Here is an 18,911-nt window from a genome sequence, read left to right on the forward strand (position 1 = left end):
TTTGCAGTAAAAAACTAACTTGCAACAATGCTTGATGTTGCCGGTGAAAATAAAGAACTCATTCGTCCTTCGCGTAAAAAGCCTATTTTTCCCGTTCAGGATATGTTGCGCCGCTATCTTGAAAGATACGGGCGCGAAACAGCCTTACCGACATCGTACCAGGATTTATATCGTTTTACTTATACCAAACCATTAATAGATAAAAATGGAAAAGATACCTATTGGGAAACAGTGATGTACGATATGCACCAATGGGACTACCTGCGCGAGAGTCTGGTAAAGATTTATGCCATTTTAAAAACGGAAGGCGACCTTAGCTTTACCGAGCACCTCGATGTGAGGCGTATTGATTTTTGTGCCTTTGGCAACAGCCAGCCTTTCAGGATAAGAATCGTTAATAAGTACAACGACAACTACGACCATTATTATATAAAGCAAGCCGATGCCAGCCGCATTTATGGTCTGGAGTTAGAGCATCTGTTGTCGCCCGACCGTATTACCTATCTTACTTCGAACAACACTTTAGTAGAAGAGCACATTCCTGGTGTGCCTGGCGACCTCTTTTTGCAGCAATATTTAGAAAATCCTACCACTAATAAAATTAGGCTTGCCAAAGAGTTTGTAAAATTCAATGAGCGTTGTTTTGTACGATTGCTTGGCGATATGCGCAGCTACAATTTTATTGTAAACATGACACCCGATATAGAAGACGTTCAATACCGCATTCGCGCCATAGACTTTGACCAGCAATGCTACGAAGGCAGAAAAAACCTGTACCTGCCACAGTTTTTTAAGGAGAATAATAAGTTTGTAGCGCTGGCGCAAAAACATCTGGATACCAATTCCATCAGGCAATACCAGGCAGAAGAGCGCACAATGATGACATTCCGGCTGGTATCTTCCCGCTATCGCGTAATGGAATTGCTGGATGCCATGAATAACGATGAAATATCGAAAGAGGAAAAGATTTTGCAACTAAAAACCGAGCTTGCAGAACATCACAATCAGTTAGCTTATTTTAAAGCCCAAACCATGGGGCAATTGTTGAAAACGCATCTAAAACAAACACTTCGGAAAAGCCTGTTACTGGTGCCTAAAACGCAAAGTAAGTTTAGCGATTAGCATTTATAGAAGCTGTTTATAATTGCTATTTATAATAATCATTTTACACCATTATTTCAACCAGCGGGAGAACGGCGAAGTCCTCACATTTGTAAACCTCTACCCTATCCTGACGATAATTACTTCTAAAGATGCCTCCTATCGCCGGCATGACGAAATCCCAATTACACCTTATACAGAAAATATAAAAACCCTAATCCAATTCATGAATAATTACTCCCTTCCTGCACATAAAAGCAACTTTTTTCATAACAGCACGTATTCACTTTTTAAACAAAGCACTATGAAAAAGTTTTTACTCTTAGCCTTCGCACTGCTTTCTATCAACCTGATTTATGCTACTACATACAATGTAGATGTCTCCAATTTCCAGTTTTCGCCGGCCACGGTAAATGCCAGTGTGGGCGATACTATACAATGGACGTGGGTAAGTGGTTTTCATACCACCACCTCTACCAGTGTGCCAGCCGGTGCAAATGCATGGGATGCACCAATGACTTCATCTGACCCAAGTTTTAAGTACAAACTTACAGTTGCAGGCACCTATTCCTATTTTTGCTCCGTCCATCCTAATATGATAGGCACCATCAATGTATCGTCGGTTTTGCCGGTAACCTTATCAGCCTTTAGCGTTACTGCTACCGGCAAAGATGCTAGTATCCTGTGGCGCACAGCCAACGAGCAAAATGTTGCTTTTTATACCATTAAAAGAAGTAATGATGGTACAAACTTTACCAATATAGGACAGGTGCAGGCAACAAATAGCAGCGACATTCATACCTACAGTTTTACAGATAAAACAGTTTCGCCGGGCGACAAGTATTTATATTATTATATTGATGTAGTAGATAAAGATGGTTCGCATACTTCATCGGCTATACAATCGTTTAAAAATATATTTGCCAAAACCGGTTTACTCCGTCAGGTAATGCCCAATCCGGTAAATGGCACCGACCATTTAATGCTGCAGTTTTATGCCGATAAGCCAGGCAAAATGCTTACGCAATTGTACGATGCTAAAGGCACTTTGATAAAACAATCCGAGATGGCAGCTACAACAGGCATCAATAATGCTCATTTTCACACAGGGGCATTGGCCGCCGGTACGTATGTGCTCCGGTGTACCATGGATGGCAAAAGAGAAACAAGGCAAATAGTAGTACAATAAAAATTGGATGGTTTAGGTTTCTATTGTAAGAGCATCCGGCTTTGCGATTCAGTGTCGTGCGCCGGATGTTTCGTTTTGCATGTATTCAAATAAAAAATCATTTATACAAGAATCAATGATATAAAGCAATCTTTAAGTCGGCCATAAAGCCTTATTTAAAAATAAAATGCTTCATTTCCATTTCACCGTTCTTTTTATTGATTAATTATTACTTTTGGCGCTTATAAACAGACAACCTAATCATTTATAAATTTTTTACGTTCTGCCTGAATTTTATTCAACGGGCTAATCAGATTTTTATAAAATGTCAAAGCAAATAACCAAAGTTGCAGTATTAACGTCAGGCGGCGATTCGCCGGGGATGAATGCAGCTATCAGGGCAGTGGTAAGAACAGGTATTTATTACGGGATGGAGATGTTTGGCATTATGCGCGGCTACAACGGGATGCTGGAAGATGATATTTTTCCAATGAACTCAAGGTCGGTTGCCAACATTATACAGCGTGGCGGCACCATCCTAAAAACAGCAAGAAGCAAAGAGTTTTTTACGTACGAAGGCCGGCAAAAAGCAGTAGCCAATCTGGAAAAAAGAGGTATTAACGGCGTAGTGGTGATAGGTGGCGACGGCAGTTTTACCGGCGCACTCAAACTGAGTACCGAATTTAATATTCCTTGTATCGGGCTGCCCGGCACTATTGATAAAGATTTATATGGCACCGATTTTACTATAGGTTTTGATACGGCAGTAAATACAGCCGTAGAAGCCATAGATAAAATAAGGGATACTGCTGATGCGCATGACCGCTTATTTATTGTAGAAGTAATGGGGCGGCATGCAGGTTATATTGCTTTGCATAGCGGTATATCTACCGGCGCCGAAAACATATTAATACCCGAAGCAGAAACAAATATTGAAGAAGTAATTGCTTCGCTAAGCGAAAAAGAAAAGCGCAAAAAGTTGGTCAACCTCATTGTGGTGGCCGAAGGAGATGAGTTTGGCGGTGCCAACCAGATAGCAAAAATTGTAAAAGAACGGTTGCCGCACCTCGATACCCGCGTTTCTATTTTAGGGCATATACAAAGAGGCGGCTCCCCCTCTGCTATGGACAGGTTGATCGCCAGCCGGATGGGATATCACGCTATAGAAAGCCTGATGGAAGGCAGACACAATGTAATGGTAGGCGTGCTCAACAACGAAATAGCCTATACACCGCTGGAAATAGCTATCCGGGAAAAACAATCCATCTCTTCCGACTGGCTGCGCATAGTAAAGATATTAGCCAGTTAAGCACTATTATTGCTCAAACAACACATACTTAACGAAATCATTGAATGATGTCAACGAATGTAGAAAAATACCTGCACAAAGAAATGGATAAACAGGCAGGCATAGAGCATACTTTTCACCGTACCAAGATTGTTGCTACGGTAGGCCCGGCCTGCGATACGTACGACAAAATGCTGGAACTGGTAAAAGCGGGTGTAAATGTATTCCGGCTCAACTTTTCGCATGGCACCCACGAAGATAAAGAACGCATCATCGGCTATATACGCGAGATGAATACCAAAGAGCCTTACAATGTGGCAATTTTAGCCGACCTGCAAGGTCCCAAATTGCGCGTGGGCGAAATGGAAAACGGAGGACTGGATATAGTACCGGGTGATATTCTCACCTTTACTTCTACCGAAAAAGTGGTGGGTAATAAAGATAAGATTTATGTCTCCTACCCCGACCTGCACAACGATGTAAAAGTGGGCGATAAGATACTGATAGATGACGGCAAGCTGGAAGTGATAGTAATAGAGGTAACTAAAGATGGTGATGTACGCGTAGCTGTATCTTATGGTGGCAGAATATTACCCAAAAAAGGTGTAAACCTGCCAGATACTGCTATATCACTGCCGGCAATGACCGAAAAAGACATCAACGATTTTGAATTTATAGTAAAACAAAATGTTGACTGGATTGCCCTGTCGTTTGTACGCAAAGCCGAAGATATTATAGATCTGAAACAACGCCTGGCAGAAAAAGACAGCACCATTAAGGTAATGGCAAAAATAGAAATGCCTTCTGCCATGGCCGACCTTAAAAACATTGTAAACCAAAGCGATGGGGTAATGGTAGCACGCGGCGACCTGGGTGTAGAACTGCCGGTAGAAAAAGTACCAATGGCACAACGCGAAATCGTGCGCAAGTGCATACACCGCGGCAAACCGGTAATTGTGGCTACGCAGATGATGGAAAGTATGATTGACCGTACCAAGCCCAACCGCAGCGAAATAACCGACGTTGCCAATGCAGTGCTGGAAGGCGCCGACGCTGTAATGCTGAGTGCTGAAACAGCTACCGGTAATTATCCTGTATTGGTGGTGGAAACCATGCGCAAAATAATATTGGAAGTAGAAAAAACGGAATATCGCTATAACCGTGAAGAAGACCTGAAGCCACAGCCGCACTCACCTTCTTTCCTCAGCGATGCTATTATTTATAATGCCTGCAAGCTGGCCCATGATGCTAATGCCAATGCCATTATCGGTATGACACAAAGTGGTTTTACAGCATTTGTATTAAGCAGCTATCGCCCACTGGCACCGCTATATATTTTTACTAAAAAACGCCATCTTGTCAACCAGCTTAGCCTTAGCTGGGGTGTACGGGCTTTTTATTACGATGAAGAAAACAGCCTCGATGACATTATTAATGACCAGATTGATATTTTGCAGGAAAGAGGCTTCTTAAAAACAGGTGATATTGTTGTTAATACTGGTAGCACGCCGGTACAACTGCATTTACCTACCAATTTGATTAAGATAACAAAGGTGAAGTAAAAAATTAGATTTCTGAAAAGCAAAAGCCCTGACGTGTGCAGATGTATGCCAGGGCTTTTGCTTTTCAAATTTGTACAATTACATTGATGGTGAATTTCCTTTAATCTTACCACATCTTATAGAAATTTTATGCGGCGCCATGGTATTGCCGCCAAAATGAGGGATAACCTGTGCAGGACTGGTGCGTAGCAGTGCAAAGCAACATTACACTATCCAACTAAAAATCATACATGTGATAGTTTACTATAAAGCCCCGGTTGCTTACCTTCGGCTGTATGGAGCTACCAATAAATAATCCATTATTAAAAAAGCTAACGGTTACACGTATTACAGAAGAAGCTCCTGGCTTTAAGACGTTTATATTTGAGGAAGATGCAGCCAATCGTATCCACTACCAGGCAGGTCAATACCTTACGTTCATTCACTACTTTAACGGTATAGAAACGCGGCGGTCTTATTCTATTACCTCATCCCCTGTGCTTAACGAGCCATTAGCTGTTGGTGTAAAAAGAATAGAAAATGGTCTGTTCTCCCGTTTTATGACTGATAAAGTACAGCCGGGCGATGTGCTGGAAACGATTGGTGCTGCAGGTTTATTTACATTACCCGAAAATATAAAAGACTATAAACAGGTTTTCTTTTTTGCAGCGGGCAGCGGCATTACGCCTATTTACTCGATTATCAAAACCATACTACATCAGCATTCGCATATTCATGCAGTACTTATTTACAGCAGTCATTCGCAGTTAAGTACCGCTTTTTTACACGAGCTACGACAAATACAACAACAATTTACAGACAGGTTAATCATTGAATTTTTATTTAGTACAGACAAAAATATCTATCGTGCTCACCTGCATAGAGACTTTATTTTCAGCCTGGTTAATCAATACAAGAAAGCTATTGTGCAGCAAGTACTAGCGTATGTATGCGGACCGGTAAACTACATGCGGATGTGCATTTATACATTACAAGAGTTAAATATTCCCACTGAAAATATTAAGAAAGAAAACTTTAATACGCAAAAAGTAAACACAGTAGCAGAACCGCCGGACAAACAACCATACAATGCAGATATTTATTTTGCCGGACAAGCTTATCGTGTTATTGTCAATTATCCTGATACAATTTTGAAAGCGGCTAAAAAAGAAGGCATTGCACTGCCTTATAGTTGCGAGGCCGGCAAGTGTGGCAACTGCACCATGCGCTGTACCAAAGGCGAAGTATGGATGTCGTACAATGAAGTATTAACACCAAAAGACATAGAGCAAGGTTTGGTGCTCACCTGTGTGGGACATCCAGTGTTTGGCGATGTGGAACTGCATGCGTGAGAATGGCTGATTTAAAATGATTGTCTTAAAAGCAAAGGGCTGTAAATGGTAAGGGCAATTTTGTGCTACTATTCATACTCGTATTACTTCACCGGTTTTTAGTTGTTTCTGAATAACGTTCTCAACAATACTGCTATGATAACAGCCAGACAAAACGTGTCCGCTTTTTCGGCAAATAGATATTATAGCTCTAAAACAGAAACAGTCATCCCTTTTTTACAAAGATGATGACTGTTTATCAATTCTGTTCAACTTAACCAGAGAATCGCTTTACAATTCAGTTTTACCTGCCTGTACAAACTACTCTTTATTGCTGTCATTGCAGGTTATATTGTTCTTGTGTATTTATTACATTATTAAGTTGCTGCTTTATTTTCTTTTGCTCCGGCGTAGGGTTTGTAATAGGATGCTCTTCCAGTGGATCATTAATTATATCATAGAAGTGATTGACATCAGTTTCATCATACTTTTTGTATTGCGCCTGCCTTGCAAATACTTTAAAGCGTTTATCACCCGCAGAAGATAATGGCTTATAATATATATACGTCCAATCTCTCGCTGTAAAAGGAAGGTCGTAAATAGCGCCATAAAAAGAAACGCCATCCAGATGTCCGAAGGTGGTAGGCTGCGGTATGCCTGCCAGATCTGCCATTGTTGGCATCAGATCGGTAAAATCAATAATGTTATTTTTAATACCGGGCTTAATGCCAGGTCCTGCCACTATAAAAGGCACGTGGGTGCCGTAAACATTGGTCAGGCCTTTTGCGCCATCAATACTTGTATTGTTCCAGGTAGAAGTAATGCTCTTTGGTGTACCATTATCGCTACAAAAAATAACAATGGTGTTATTTAGTAAATTTTTCGCCTTCAGCGTGTCCATCAGTTTACCCACTTCTTTGTCCATATACCTCACCATATCAGGGAAATATTTTTTACTAGATGCGCCGCCGGCAAAATCCCAGGTTGCATAATCCGGGTTGTCTGGTGTAGGTGAAAACGGCATGTGGCAAAGCGAAAAAGAATGATATACAAAGAAGGGTTTGGATGTGTTCCTGTTTACACTATCTATAAAACGGGATGTAAAATCTACAAACATATCATCGGCATATTTGCCCTGGGTTGCACTTTGAGGTAAGTAAGCTCCTTTTTGATACAAGGTAGGATCTTTATATCGCCCCTTATTTTCTTCAGATTCATCCCCGCCGTTATACGGTAAGAACACCAGATAATCGCTGAAGCCAAAACCTCTTATGGCTACATCGCCGCCATCCAATTGCCACTTGCCCGAAACGGCAGTAGCATAGCCATTAGACCTTAGCATATTGGCAATTGTCTTCTGGTCTCTCAACATAGTTCCCCAGGTAGTATAATTTTGATTGTTGTATTTACCGGTAAGGAAAGACTGGCGCGATGGCGAGCAGAGTGGAGTGCTGTTGGCATCTGAAAACTGCCGGCCAACCCGGGCTAAGCTGTCAATATTAGGTGTTTGATACGACTGGCCGCCCGTATAGGCAGGCACTTCGTAGCCAATATCATCAGCAACCAGCAATAAAATATTGGGTTTTCTACTACGCAGCGTCTGCGATTTAACAGCATCCTGCGCCACTCCGGCTGGCAGTTCTTTGTTATCAAACCCGGGTTTGTTGCAGGAAGATAAGCATAGCAGCAGCAATGCACAGGGGATTAGAGTTAGTTTCTTCATTTTTTCGCTATTTAGCTCGTTTAGTAAATGAGTAATAATATATGCTTCTATTAATTAATCTTATTACACAATAAAACAAGTTCTTGGTTGTTATACCTATATCACTTTTGCAATCTCCTCAAATCAGGTGCATTTAACCTACCACGATTTTACTAATTATATCAGCTCAAACTATTTTGTAATATATTGTTGGCAAACAAAAAACCATAAGCACTAAAACCGGGTTTCAGGTTAAACTTCTACAAAAAAATACGCGATAAAAGTACAAAAGGGTTAGCAATATATCCAAAAAATATTTAACATCTTTTTGGTCTTATAAGCCTTTCTATTTGCATCCCTCGCAAGCCTGTTGCTATACAGCAGCTTATTGGTTTATGTCCATCGTTGCGTCGCCAGGGTTTGAAAGCTTCAACAAATGGGTAAGACTTTATTTAAGTATAGTTTACAGCTTCGCAAAAAGCAAAGTGCAGGTGCCTGCTTTATTTTAAATTTTGGCAAGGCACAACCGGCAATTACAGGAATGCACCAGCTTTAATCCTATACTTTTTAGCAGTGCACAGAGAAAAGCAGAGAGCAGTTATTATGATGTTCTTTTATGAGGAACTTAAATAAGAATACAATCCTTTTTCAGCTAAATAATACAATTACAGTTAGCTAATAGCTCACAGTTCAATGCTTGCAACTTGTACAGCCGAAATAGCATCAAAAATCGCTTACTTCTTTAGCTGCCCATTTTTAAAATGTGCTGACGGGATTGAAGTTATCAAAATACAAAGACGCATAAACCTGTATAAAATACAAAGCTATGCCAATGCTGTTTTTTATTTCGTTTCGCCGGGGCATAAAGCGCTGCCACAGCGCCCACGTTGTGTTGTTTGCAAGAGACATTTCCATGCGTTTGCCAATACACGTTTCTCTGTTAGCTTTTCCATGCGTGGGGTCACGTCTGCAAAGCCATTCTTTTGCTCTCATTTATTGCGGCAGATCTTATAAGCACAGAAAATTTGTAAAGGCAAAATAAGCAGAACGCTTAAGAGTACATACCGGTATTAAACTCTTTCTTAAAGCTGTTTGCTTTACTAATTGTGTAAGCTATAAATACAATCCAGGTTGCAAATGCCAATAAAATAGAAGTACCACTTCCCATATACAAAAAAACTACTGTTAAGGCAATAGGTATCAGCCACGTTGGGCGGTACATTCTTCTTAGCGCACCAATATTAAAGAAGTTCTGATTGGTAGTATGATTAGTTGCTGCAATATAGTCACCAGCTTTTTTACCCTTTTGCACGGCCCATACAACCGTTACTTCGTTGCCCTCGCGGCAGGCTACATCAAAATCCTGGAGCTGAAAAGAATGTTCTTTACCGGTATTGTCCATCAAAAATATCTGGTCGTGCACGGTAGTTGTAGATCGCATATTTACCGGCGTGTTGCCACCGCCGGTTGCACTTACTGTGGTTGACAGGTTTTTGCTGGAAGATAGTACTTTGCCGGTGGTGTGATAGAGCGTGTATTCTTTACCGCTCGCCATTAACGTTTTCATATTGCAGAGGTTTTATTGTGCGTGGTTAAAAGGTGGGAGCTTTGGTGAAAATTTGACGATTGAGAACCAAATATATATAAATTATCCGTGTGATAATTTAAAATCCGGAGGAATAAAAAATTATAATTTTTATAGGGATTTATTATTAAAGCTATCCGGGTTATGGTGTGGCATACTCTTAAAATAGCGACTCCTGCTAAGATGAAATTGAAGTAGTCAATATATTAAAACCGGTATTAAGGGTAAGAAAACCTTCAATCAAAGATCATTCATTTTCTGTACTAATATCCGTTTATCCGTTGCTGTTTTTGCAAGCGGGATAGCTTTCTCAAAATAGTGTTTTGCCTTATTGTTATCAATGTTTGTGTACAATTCGCCAAGTAGTGTAAAATAATAGTGGTTATCGGTAAGTCTTAGCTTCTCGGCTTCTGCAATGGCAACTGCTTTACCGTTTGCTTTTGCAAGTGCAAAGGTTCTGTTGAGCGCGGCTATAGGAGAATATGCTATTTGCAGCAACTGGTTATAAAGTTGCAGAATATTTTCCCACTTATCACCTGTATCCTCTTTGATTGTATGCCAGTAAGCAATGCCTGCTTCCAGGTGATATCTGGAGATATAATTGCCCTGCGATGCGCTGTTTAAATAATATGCACCTGTAGCAATCAGTTCATAATTCCACAGTGCTTCATCTTGCTGCTCATACAGCACCATCTCTCCATTTCCATTTTTTCGCGCAGGAAAACGCGAAGCATGAAAACACATCAACGCATACAAAGCATTTACTTCAGGCAAATCTGTTTGTTTGTTATTCATTAATAGATACACCAGTCGCATCGCTTCTGTACACAGTTCTTCCCGAATGATGGCATCATCCGATTCGGAATAATAACCTTCATTAAATAATAAATACAGCGTTGTTAAAACAGCATTTACGCGTTTACCCATTTCATTAACGGCCGGCAGTTGTATTGCTATTTGTTCTGCACGCAATTTTTCTTTGGCTCTGAATAGCCGCTTGTTTATTGTTTCTTTATTGGTTAAGAACGCTGTTGCAATTTCATCAATACCAAAACCACATAAAATACGAAGCGACAAACCAATTTATGCTTCTACCGGAATGGCAGGATGACAAAGTGTAAAAAGCATCTGTAGTTGACTATCGGCAATGTTTTGTTCGGATAAATCAATGATGAAAGTATGGACAGGGGTATCGTTTTGTATTGCTTTTGCAACTTTTTCATCAAACTGATTATTGCGCTGAATATGATTCTTTGCTTTGTTTTTAGCAACCACATACAACCATGCAACCGGGTTTTGCGGAATGCCTTTGTAGCTCCATGTTTCCAGCGCCAGCAAAAAAGTTTCACTGGCAATATCTTCAGCTACTTCCAAATATTCAATACCAAAAAACCTTGTCAGGACAGCGCATATTTTACTATATTCCGTCCTGAACAAGTGCGGTATCAATTCCTGCGGCTGCATTAGTGAGCGTTTTCTTCCTTTGCTATTTTTCTTATTTCCATACTATTGCCTTCACCCTGCAAAACAGGGCAACCCTTTGCAAATTCCACTGCTTCTTCCACCGACTCGGCTTTTACAACAATAAAACCACCAATGGTTTCTTTAATGTCTCCAAAGGGTCCATTAGTAACAACCGGTTTACCGCTTTTGGTGGTGATTACTTTTGCATTGTCAAATGGCAAACCAGTGCCGCTTACAAATTTGTTTTGGGCAGCAATGCCGCCAATCCAATCCATGGTTTGTTTCATCCATTGCTGAATTTGCTCGGGCGAGGCTACTTTTCTGCCATCTTCATGCCTCATAATTAATGCATACTCTTCCATGTTGTTTTCAATTTAAATGGTTATTGAAATAAATTTTATACTTCAATAACAAATGAGCTTATTGTAAATTGGACAAAAAGGCGGAAATATTTTTTACCGGAATTCTTCTTAAAGAACCGTTGTGCTGTCATTTATGAATAAAATAATTTACTGAAAAGTATTCATCAGATCTAAACTTTTCTATTTTCATTTAAACCCATAATCATCCTTATCCTCATACACGCAACCACAGAAAAATATTATAAAAATGAACAAGTATTTAACCATACTATAAGCAATTGTTTGTATGCCCAAATATAAGCACACGTATCTGCAATGTGCATTACTTCAACATTGCAGCAGCTATTTGTTGTACTACTTTCACTGGCGCCCGGCACTCCTTTTTAAACCTTTTCCCACCTCAGCAATCTTCCTTACTTTTAGTTTTTAAAATTTGTTACTGTAAACCTCCTCCATGAAGCAATTGATTGGTATTGCCTGCTGTGTTCTTTTTCACCTGCCTCTTTTTGCGCAGCGCCAGCCCGACAAAATATATATGTCAAACATCCATACGGTGCAATTGTTTTTAACCGGCAACCAGTTTGGCTATCCTATTATTCAGCATGGCGCAATGGGTGCTACCGAACTGCATTTTGATGATTTGGATGGCACGGTAAAAAACTACAGCTACACCTACCAGCTTTGCAATGCCGACTGGCAGCCGGTAGATTTAAGTCCGTTTGATTACCTCGATGGCTTTACGCAAAACCGCATTACGCAATACCGTGCATCATCTATTGCCAGTGTAAAATACATTCATTACCAGGCATTGCTGCCCGAAAAGAATTGTATGCCCAAACTCACCGGCAACTATCTGCTTAAAGTTTTTCTTAATGGCGATACGGGCAAGCTGGCTTTTACAAAAAGATTACTTATTGTAAACAAACTTGTGCCTGTTGCTGCGCAAATACAACAGCCGTTTAATACCGAGTTGTTCAGAACGCACCAGAAAGTGCAGTTTAGTATTGATAAAACAAAGCTGAATGTACTGAACCCGTTACAGCAGATAAAAGTAGTGGTGTTGCAAAACTACAGGTGGGACAACGCGGTAATGAACGCGCAACCCGCTTTTATGCGGCAGAATGTGTTTGAATATAATGGAGAAAAAGATTTTCTGTTTCCCGCGGGAAAAGAATACCGCTGGATTGATTTGCGGAGTTTCAGGTTTTTGAGCGACCGTATTAAAAGTGCTAACCGCGAGGTAACGCCCACAGAAATTCAGGTAGCGCCCGATGGCGAGCGAAACAACCAGCGTTACATCTGGTATGAAGATTTGAATGGTTTTTACCAGGTTGGCGGCACCGATGTAAATAATCCTTTTTTGCAGGGCGATTATGCACGGGTACATTTCTTGTTCATCCCGCCCAACAACCAGCCTTACTCCGGTAAAAACCTGTATATTATGGGGCAAATGACCAACTACGAGTACAACGATAGCACTAAGCTACAGTTTAATGCCAACCTGGGTGTGTACGAAACTTCTTTACTGCTGAAGCAAGGCTATTATACCTATATGTTTGGCACCAAAGACGCAGGCAATTCAAAAGCGCCCATTAATATTGCCGCTACCGAAGGTAACTATTGGGAAACCGAAAACAACTACACCATCCTGGTATATTACCGTGCCTTTAGCGACCGTGCCGATGAACTCGTAGGCGCCTATACCATTAATTCGCGCGCATCGCGTACCGGATTGTAAAGATTATAAAATTGCATTTGTTTTTTATGGTGCAATACTTATTTTTGCGCGCGGCAGGTCTTATACGACCAGCTCCTGCTGAACCCTCCCAGGACCGGAAGGTAGCAAGAGTAAGCGGTTGTAGCGGTGCGATGTAAGTAGCCTGCCGTTTTTTATTTAATTGAACTACTGCTCATTAGCTTTCACGCATATAACTCCGCTCGCTTTTAAACAAAAATGAATTCTGCCTAATTGCGGTTCCGCATTAATAGTTTTACTTTGCTATTAGTACATTTGTGCCAGCGTTGAAACTGATCATTCAGTTTAACCCATTGACAATTAACAATTAAAAATCAACAATAATGAAGTTCTTCATTGACACAGCCAACCTTAATCAGATAAAAGAAGCCCATGATTTAGGCATTCTTGATGGTGTAACTACCAACCCATCGCTGATGGCGAAAGAAGGTATTACCGGCGAAGCCGCTATTACAAAACACTACGAGACCATTTGCAATATGGTGAACGGCGATATCAGCGCAGAAGTAGTATCTGTGAAATTTGATGATATTATTGCCGAAGGCAAAAAGCTGGCTGCCATACATCCTAATATTGTGGTAAAAGTACCAATGATAAAAGATGGCGTAAAAGCCATTAAATGGTTTACCGATAATGGTATTGCAACCAACTGTACCTTGTGTTTTTCTGCCGGGCAAGCCATATTAGCTGCTAAAGCCGGCGCCAAATATATTTCACCCTTTATAGGCCGTATAGATGATACCGGCTGGGACGGGGTGCAGCTGATAGAGCAGATTGTAAACATCTATGCTATTCAGGGTTTTGAAACACAGGTGCTCGCCGCTTCTATACGCAATTCTAACCACATTGTACAATGTGCCGAAGCAGGCGCGCATGTGGTTACTTCGCCGCTGGAGTCCATCCTCGGCTTACTCAAACATCCGCTTACCGATATTGGCCTTGCCAAGTTTTTGGAGGATGCCAAGAAAATGCATCCATGAGCTTTTATCTTTTAAATACATACAACCAGGCGCAAAAGCTTTGCTTTTGCGCCTGGTTCTTTTTGGTGACGAGCTGCGGTGCTGCTGTGGAGCTTTTGGTGTGTCACTCACTGCAACACCTGTGCATTATGCAACAAGGCTTACAGTCTTCAAACTAAAACGCTGACAGGGTTTTGAAACCTGTCAGCGTTTTCGGTCATTGCGAGCGTAGCGAAGCAATCTGCGGATGGTAACACAATCAAAACAAGCCATCAATATTGATTTTAAAACTTAGTACAAATTGTTTTGCCACAATGACAATCCAATTTAATTCCCTCTTTTTCTCCCCTTTTTTCCACTATTATTATCCCACTCCTTCATCAGTTCTTCTTCTGTCTTCAGGCGTTCACCAACTAAATTTCTCTTCATGTAAATAGTGACTGTCTTTTGTAAAGCAGTATTACCTTTCAACACAGCCGTTACTACTACCGAATCTTTATTGTAAGAAGAATCAATAATTAAATTGTTACCATCCCAGGTACCTGCATTAGACGAAAATTGTATTAATTTACTATTTAGCGGACGCCAATTGCCATCGCCCAACTTTCCATCTACATTAATATAGTTATGTACCCCTTTTTTAAGACTATCAGTGTACAGGTGAAACTCAATACTTTCTATCTGTTGCGCTTTGCCATGAATAACAAAACAAGTAACTAAAACCATCAAACCAACCAATCGCTTCATACAAAAAATTTACACTTTGATATTGAAAGATACAGAAAGTAAAAAAATGAAAAGCCAAAACCTCGCTGCTATCTGCTACCCACTAACAAGAAAAAGGAAAGCGGCTTAGCATTCGCAATGCCAAGCCGCTTTAAAAAAGTTATAAAAACAGGTCTTTTAAGCCTGCTCTTCCATTTCCATCAATTTTTCAAACAATGTTTCATATTCCTTAGTGGCAGTTGCCACTTTTTGCAGTGCATTTTTATAATCTGTTTCCAACTTTGTAAACTTGTTTTTATCTGCATACACTTCCGGATTTGCCATTGCTGCTTCTATACTGAGTTGCTGCTGCTTTAATTTTTCCAGTTCTTCTTCTGCCCTGCTAAATTGCTTTTGCAACCGCTGCAGTTCTTTTTGCTGCTCGCGGCTTTGTACAGCGCTGACCGCTGATGGCTGACGATTAACAGATGCAGCAGGCTGTTGTTGATTGTTAGCTTTATTTTTCTGTTCTTTATCTCTGCCATCTGTCATCTTACTACTGTCATCTTTGTTATTACTGTCCTCCTTCCTTCCTTGTTTTGCCATGCGTTCTTTCCACTCTACATACTCGGTATAAGTGCCTTTAAATTCCTTTATTTGATGGTCAACAATCTCCCATATTTTATTGGCTGCATTGGCAATAAAGTAACGGTCGTGGCTCACGAAAATAATGCTGCCCTCATACTTGTTCAATGCATCGGTGAGCAGCTCTACGCTGTGCATGTCTAAGTGGTTGGTAGGTTCGTCAAGCAGGAGAAAATTGGCTTTGCTTACAATTACTTTTGCGAGGGCTACTCTTGCTTTTTCGCCGCCACTCAATACTTTTATCTTCTTCTCCACATCATCGCCGCTAAATAGAAAACAACCCAAAAGTGAACGTAATTCCATTTCGGTTTTGCCGCTGCCGCAAGCCTGTAATTCTTCCAGTACGGTATTGTTTAAATCCAGCGCTTCCAACTGGTGCTGTGCATAAAAGCTTTCTTCTACATTATGTCCCCAAATGCGCTCACCCTCAAAGTTTGGATCGGTGCCGGCAATGATGCGCAACAGCGTAGATTTACCTTTACCGTTGGCACCAATTAAAGCTATCTTATCGCCACGGTCAATTTCTGCACTGGTATGCTCTACAATGTTGAGGTTGCCAAAACTCTTGCTTACATCTTTCAGTGTAGTCAATACTTTTCCTGGCTGTTTGTCCACCTGGAAGTTGATGCGCAGGTTAGGACGTTCTATTTCTACATTCTCAATGCGCTCCAGTTTATCCAGACGCTTAATAGCACTTTGCGCAGCCGCAGCTTTGGTGGCTTTACTGCGAAAGCGTTCTATAAAACGTTCCTGCTGGCGAATATATTCCTGCTGGTTTTCAAAAGCACGCTGCTGCAACTCGATGCGCATTGCTTTTTCTTTTTCGTAAAATTCATAGTCGCCTGAATAAATGTGCAACTCCTGCTGGTAGAGTTCTACAATTTTTGTAACCATGCGGTTGAGGAAATACTTATCGTGGCTTACAATTACCACACTTCCCTTGTAATGTATCAGGTACTTTTCCAGCCATTCTATAGAAGGTAAATCTAAGTGGTTGGTAGGTTCATCTAATAATAATACATCAGGTTGCTGCAATATCATTTTTGCCAATAATACGCGCATACGCCAGCCACCGCTAAACTCTTTGTACGGACGATTTAATTGGCTATTTTCAAAGCCTAAACCTTGTAAAACCTCTTCGGTCTTATGATGAATATTATAACCGCCTAACACTTCCAGCTCGTGCAGTTTATCGGTGTATTGTTCCAACAGTTTTTCATCCGACGTTCTTTCCAACTCAATTCCCAAGGCTTCTATTTCCTTTTCCAGTTGTTTCACTTTTTCAAAAGCGCCCATTGCCACCTCGAGTATAGAATCATTAGTATCAAAGCTCAATAAATCCTGGTGCAAATAACCAATCGTAGTGCCGCGACCACGTTCAACCGTTCCCAATGATGGCTGGTATTCGCCCACCAACACCTTAAGCAAAGTAGATTTGCCGGTACCATTATACCCAATTAACCCAATCCGCTCGCCCGGATGTATGTGCCAGGTAGCTTCCTGCACAATCACGCGCGCACCAAACTCAAACGTAACGTTGTTTAAACCTATTAACATGTTGTAAAAAATTGCGGTGCAAAGCTAACGAGGATGAGGTATAAAACTGCATAATAAAAGTTTAATACCATTAGCATAAAATGAATGTAGTAGATGGAGTTTACTTTAACCTACAACTGAAGTATTGAGTTGTAAAGAAAACTGCAGTTGGATTGCTTTATTTTGTGGAATGAAAAAATTTGCAGTTATTGTTGCAGGCGGCGCTGGCACAAGAATGAAAAGCAGTACGCCAAAGCAATTCTTGCTGCTGCATGGCAAGCCCCTGCTGTGGTACACTATACAAGCTTTTTTGCAGGCTTACGACGATCTGCAAATTATACTGGTATTACCCGCAACATATATTGATACCGATGTCATTCAGTCTTTATTAAACGAAAGAATAACTACGATTGCCGGTGGCAAAACCCGTTTTCATTCGGTACAAAACGGATTGAAATTAGTGCCGGAAAACAGCCTTGTATTTGTGCACGATGGTGTACGTTGTTTGGTATCTCCAAACTTAATTCAACGCTGCGGCGAACAAGCTGCCATGTTGGGGAGCGCCATACCGGCTGTAACAGCAATAGATAGTTTGCGGATAGAAATGGAGGGGAAACATAAAGTGATTGACCGGCAAACAGTACGCCTGATACAAACGCCGCAAACATTCAGGAGCGAGCTGATTGTACCGGCTTTTAAGCAGCCGTTCAATGCGCATTTTACCGATGAGGCAACCGTGGTGGAAGCTTATGGCAAAGAAGTTTGTTTAATTGAAGGTGAATATGAAAACATCAAAGTGACCAGACCGGCGGACTTATGGTTTGCAGAAAAAATTATAAGTGAACGTTTAGCGCTTTAACCATTTAATGGGTATAGGCAGATGGTTATAATGCAAATGAAAATACGGCTCATTAACTGCACCAAACGATTCATAAAATGCTTTGATACCCCGCACATCCGAACCTTCAAAATCGAAGATAAACGGGTTGCCGGCAAACTCTTTTATCACATTATCTATTAAAAAGTGCATAGCCGAAAGCTTTCTGCCATTTGCTGTTGTAGAAGGCAATATGTTATAAATCCGGCTTTCATTTTTAAAGAATAAAGCTATTGTAAGTAAGTTGTTTTCTTTATCTGTTACGCTTCTTACAAAACAATATTGCTGGTTATACAACTGCCTTGCAACATGCATCAATCTCTGGTAATTATCTGCTGTTACAGATGGAAAACGTTGCGCATATAATTGCTGATAGGTATGTATAGCCAGTTCAATATCATCATTAATCAAGTATTGGAATAGTTGATTGGTCGCTTTCTTCAGTTTGTTCTTTAAATGAGTATGATAGCTTTTATTTATTTTTTCATACCCTGCATGTAATGGAATAATTAAATTAGTGGATGTTCTTGCCGATGGCAAAAAGTGCAGTACTGCATTCGTATGATTAAAATACAAATCGCCATATTTTATATACTTTATTGCAACCTCAACAGCTTGCTCTAACTCCTCTGCATTGTATGTACCAAACAACCCCAATTGTTGTATGAAAGGCGCATTATAAGCATAGCGGACACTCCATTTTTTTCGCCATACAACAGGCATTACAGCAGCATAATCATTCATCACCAAACCACTCCAGTTATCTGCCAAATGTTGCAGATACATATACCTTGCATATATGTTATTGGCTTTGCTATTGATAATGCAATTATCCCATTTAGCTGCATTAATATCATGCGATGGAATAATATCAAACTGCGCGTGCGCCAT

17 protein-coding genes and 1 other RNA gene are annotated in these 18,911 nt (G+C 40.6%); 9 read left to right on the forward strand and 9 right to left on the reverse strand.

Translation table 11 applies throughout. The features are described from left to right. Positions 1 to 27: 27 nt before the first annotated feature. From FC093_RS10895 to FC093_RS10915, 5 genes are all read left to right on the forward strand, one after another. Positions 28 to 1,122: a hypothetical protein gene (locus FC093_RS10895; protein ID WP_137261806.1), complete on the forward strand. Its 1,095-nt coding sequence runs from the start codon at positions 28 to 30 to the stop codon at positions 1,120 to 1,122. Between the two features lie 283 nt (positions 1,123 to 1,405). Next, positions 1,406 to 2,290, forward strand: a complete 885-nt coding sequence (locus tag FC093_RS10900) for a T9SS type A sorting domain-containing protein (protein ID WP_170971058.1) — start codon at positions 1,406 to 1,408, stop codon at positions 2,288 to 2,290. Positions 2,291 to 2,594: 304 nt separating this feature from the next. Next, positions 2,595 to 3,578: a 6-phosphofructokinase gene (pfkA, locus tag FC093_RS10905; RefSeq protein ID WP_170971059.1), complete on the forward strand. Its 984-nt coding sequence runs from the start codon at positions 2,595 to 2,597 to the stop codon at positions 3,576 to 3,578. A gap of 44 nt (positions 3,579 to 3,622) precedes the next feature. Then, positions 3,623 to 5,119 carry a pyruvate kinase gene (gene pyk, locus FC093_RS10910; RefSeq protein WP_240743264.1) on the forward strand — a complete coding sequence of 499 codons (1,497 nt, stop codon included), beginning with the start codon at positions 3,623 to 3,625 and terminating at the stop codon, positions 5,117 to 5,119. Positions 5,120 to 5,394: 275 nt separating this feature from the next. Beyond that, positions 5,395 to 6,450 carry a flavin reductase family protein gene (locus tag FC093_RS10915; RefSeq protein WP_137261808.1) on the forward strand — a complete coding sequence of 352 codons (1,056 nt, stop codon included), beginning with the start codon at positions 5,395 to 5,397 and terminating at the stop codon, positions 6,448 to 6,450. 316 nt (positions 6,451 to 6,766) lie between these two features. On the opposite strand, the gene FC093_RS10920 is transcribed toward FC093_RS10915, so the two are convergent. From FC093_RS10920 to FC093_RS10940, 6 genes are all read right to left on the reverse strand, one after another. Next, positions 6,767 to 8,152, reverse strand: coding sequence for a sulfatase-like hydrolase/transferase (locus tag FC093_RS10920; protein WP_137261809.1), 1,386 nt, complete (start codon positions 8,150 to 8,152; stop codon positions 6,767 to 6,769). 735 nt (positions 8,153 to 8,887) lie between these two features. Then, positions 8,888 to 9,124, reverse strand: a complete 237-nt coding sequence (locus FC093_RS10925) for a hypothetical protein (RefSeq protein ID WP_137261810.1) — start codon at positions 9,122 to 9,124, stop codon at positions 8,888 to 8,890. 58 nt (positions 9,125 to 9,182) lie between these two features. Beyond that, on the reverse strand, positions 9,183 to 9,698 hold the full coding sequence (locus tag FC093_RS10930; RefSeq protein WP_137261811.1) for a hypothetical protein: 516 nt from the start codon (positions 9,696 to 9,698) through the stop codon (positions 9,183 to 9,185). Positions 9,699 to 9,956: 258 nt separating this feature from the next. Continuing rightward, positions 9,957 to 10,793, reverse strand: a complete 837-nt coding sequence (locus tag FC093_RS10935) for an RNA polymerase sigma factor (protein WP_240743265.1) — start codon at positions 10,791 to 10,793, stop codon at positions 9,957 to 9,959. Between the two features lie 6 nt (positions 10,794 to 10,799). After that, positions 10,800 to 11,180, reverse strand: a complete 381-nt coding sequence (locus FC093_RS24225; protein WP_240743266.1) for a sigma factor — start codon at positions 11,178 to 11,180, stop codon at positions 10,800 to 10,802. Then, complete coding sequence (locus FC093_RS10940; RefSeq protein ID WP_137261812.1) at positions 11,180 to 11,542, reverse strand: YciI family protein; 363 nt, start codon at positions 11,540 to 11,542, stop codon at positions 11,180 to 11,182. Before FC093_RS10940 ends, FC093_RS24225 begins: the two co-directional genes overlap by 1 nt. A gap of 454 nt (positions 11,543 to 11,996) precedes the next feature. Here FC093_RS10940 and FC093_RS10945 point away from each other — a divergent pair, with 454 nt between their 5' ends. From FC093_RS10945 to fsa, 3 genes are all read left to right on the forward strand, one after another. Beyond that, positions 11,997 to 13,280, forward strand: a complete 1,284-nt coding sequence (locus FC093_RS10945) for a type IX secretion system plug protein (RefSeq protein WP_137261813.1) — start codon at positions 11,997 to 11,999, stop codon at positions 13,278 to 13,280. A 51-nt stretch (positions 13,281 to 13,331) separates the two neighbouring features. Continuing rightward, positions 13,332 to 13,431: signal recognition particle sRNA small type (gene ffs, locus FC093_RS10950), an RNA gene on the forward strand. 190 nt (positions 13,432 to 13,621) lie between these two features. After that, the gene (gene fsa / locus FC093_RS10955; RefSeq protein ID WP_137261814.1) at positions 13,622 to 14,278 is read left to right on the forward strand and encodes a fructose-6-phosphate aldolase; all 657 of its coding nucleotides are present in this window, start codon (positions 13,622 to 13,624) and stop codon (positions 14,276 to 14,278) included. A gap of 306 nt (positions 14,279 to 14,584) precedes the next feature. Here the strand turns inward: fsa and FC093_RS10960 are convergent, their stop codons facing one another. Beyond that, on the reverse strand, positions 14,585 to 15,004 hold the full coding sequence (locus FC093_RS10960) for a hypothetical protein (protein ID WP_137261815.1): 420 nt from the start codon (positions 15,002 to 15,004) through the stop codon (positions 14,585 to 14,587). 156 nt (positions 15,005 to 15,160) lie between these two features. Further along, entirely contained in the window at positions 15,161 to 17,164 is a 2,004-nt protein-coding gene (locus FC093_RS10965) for an ABC-F family ATP-binding cassette domain-containing protein (RefSeq protein WP_137261816.1), read from the reverse strand. Positions 17,165 to 17,333: 169 nt separating this feature from the next. Between FC093_RS10965 and FC093_RS10970 the strand changes: the two genes are divergently transcribed. After that, a complete protein-coding gene (locus FC093_RS10970; protein WP_137261817.1) occupies positions 17,334 to 18,002 on the forward strand; it encodes a 2-C-methyl-D-erythritol 4-phosphate cytidylyltransferase in 669 nt (222 codons plus the stop codon). Here FC093_RS10970 and FC093_RS10975 read toward each other — a convergent pair. After that, entirely contained in the window at positions 17,991 to 18,911 is a 921-nt protein-coding gene (locus tag FC093_RS10975) for a hypothetical protein (RefSeq protein WP_137261818.1), read from the reverse strand. The two genes, FC093_RS10970 and FC093_RS10975, sit on opposite strands and share 12 nt — an antisense overlap.

Source organism: Ilyomonas limi, assembly GCF_005233845.1.
Lineage (GTDB): Bacteria > Bacteroidota > Bacteroidia > Chitinophagales > Chitinophagaceae > Ilyomonas > Ilyomonas limi.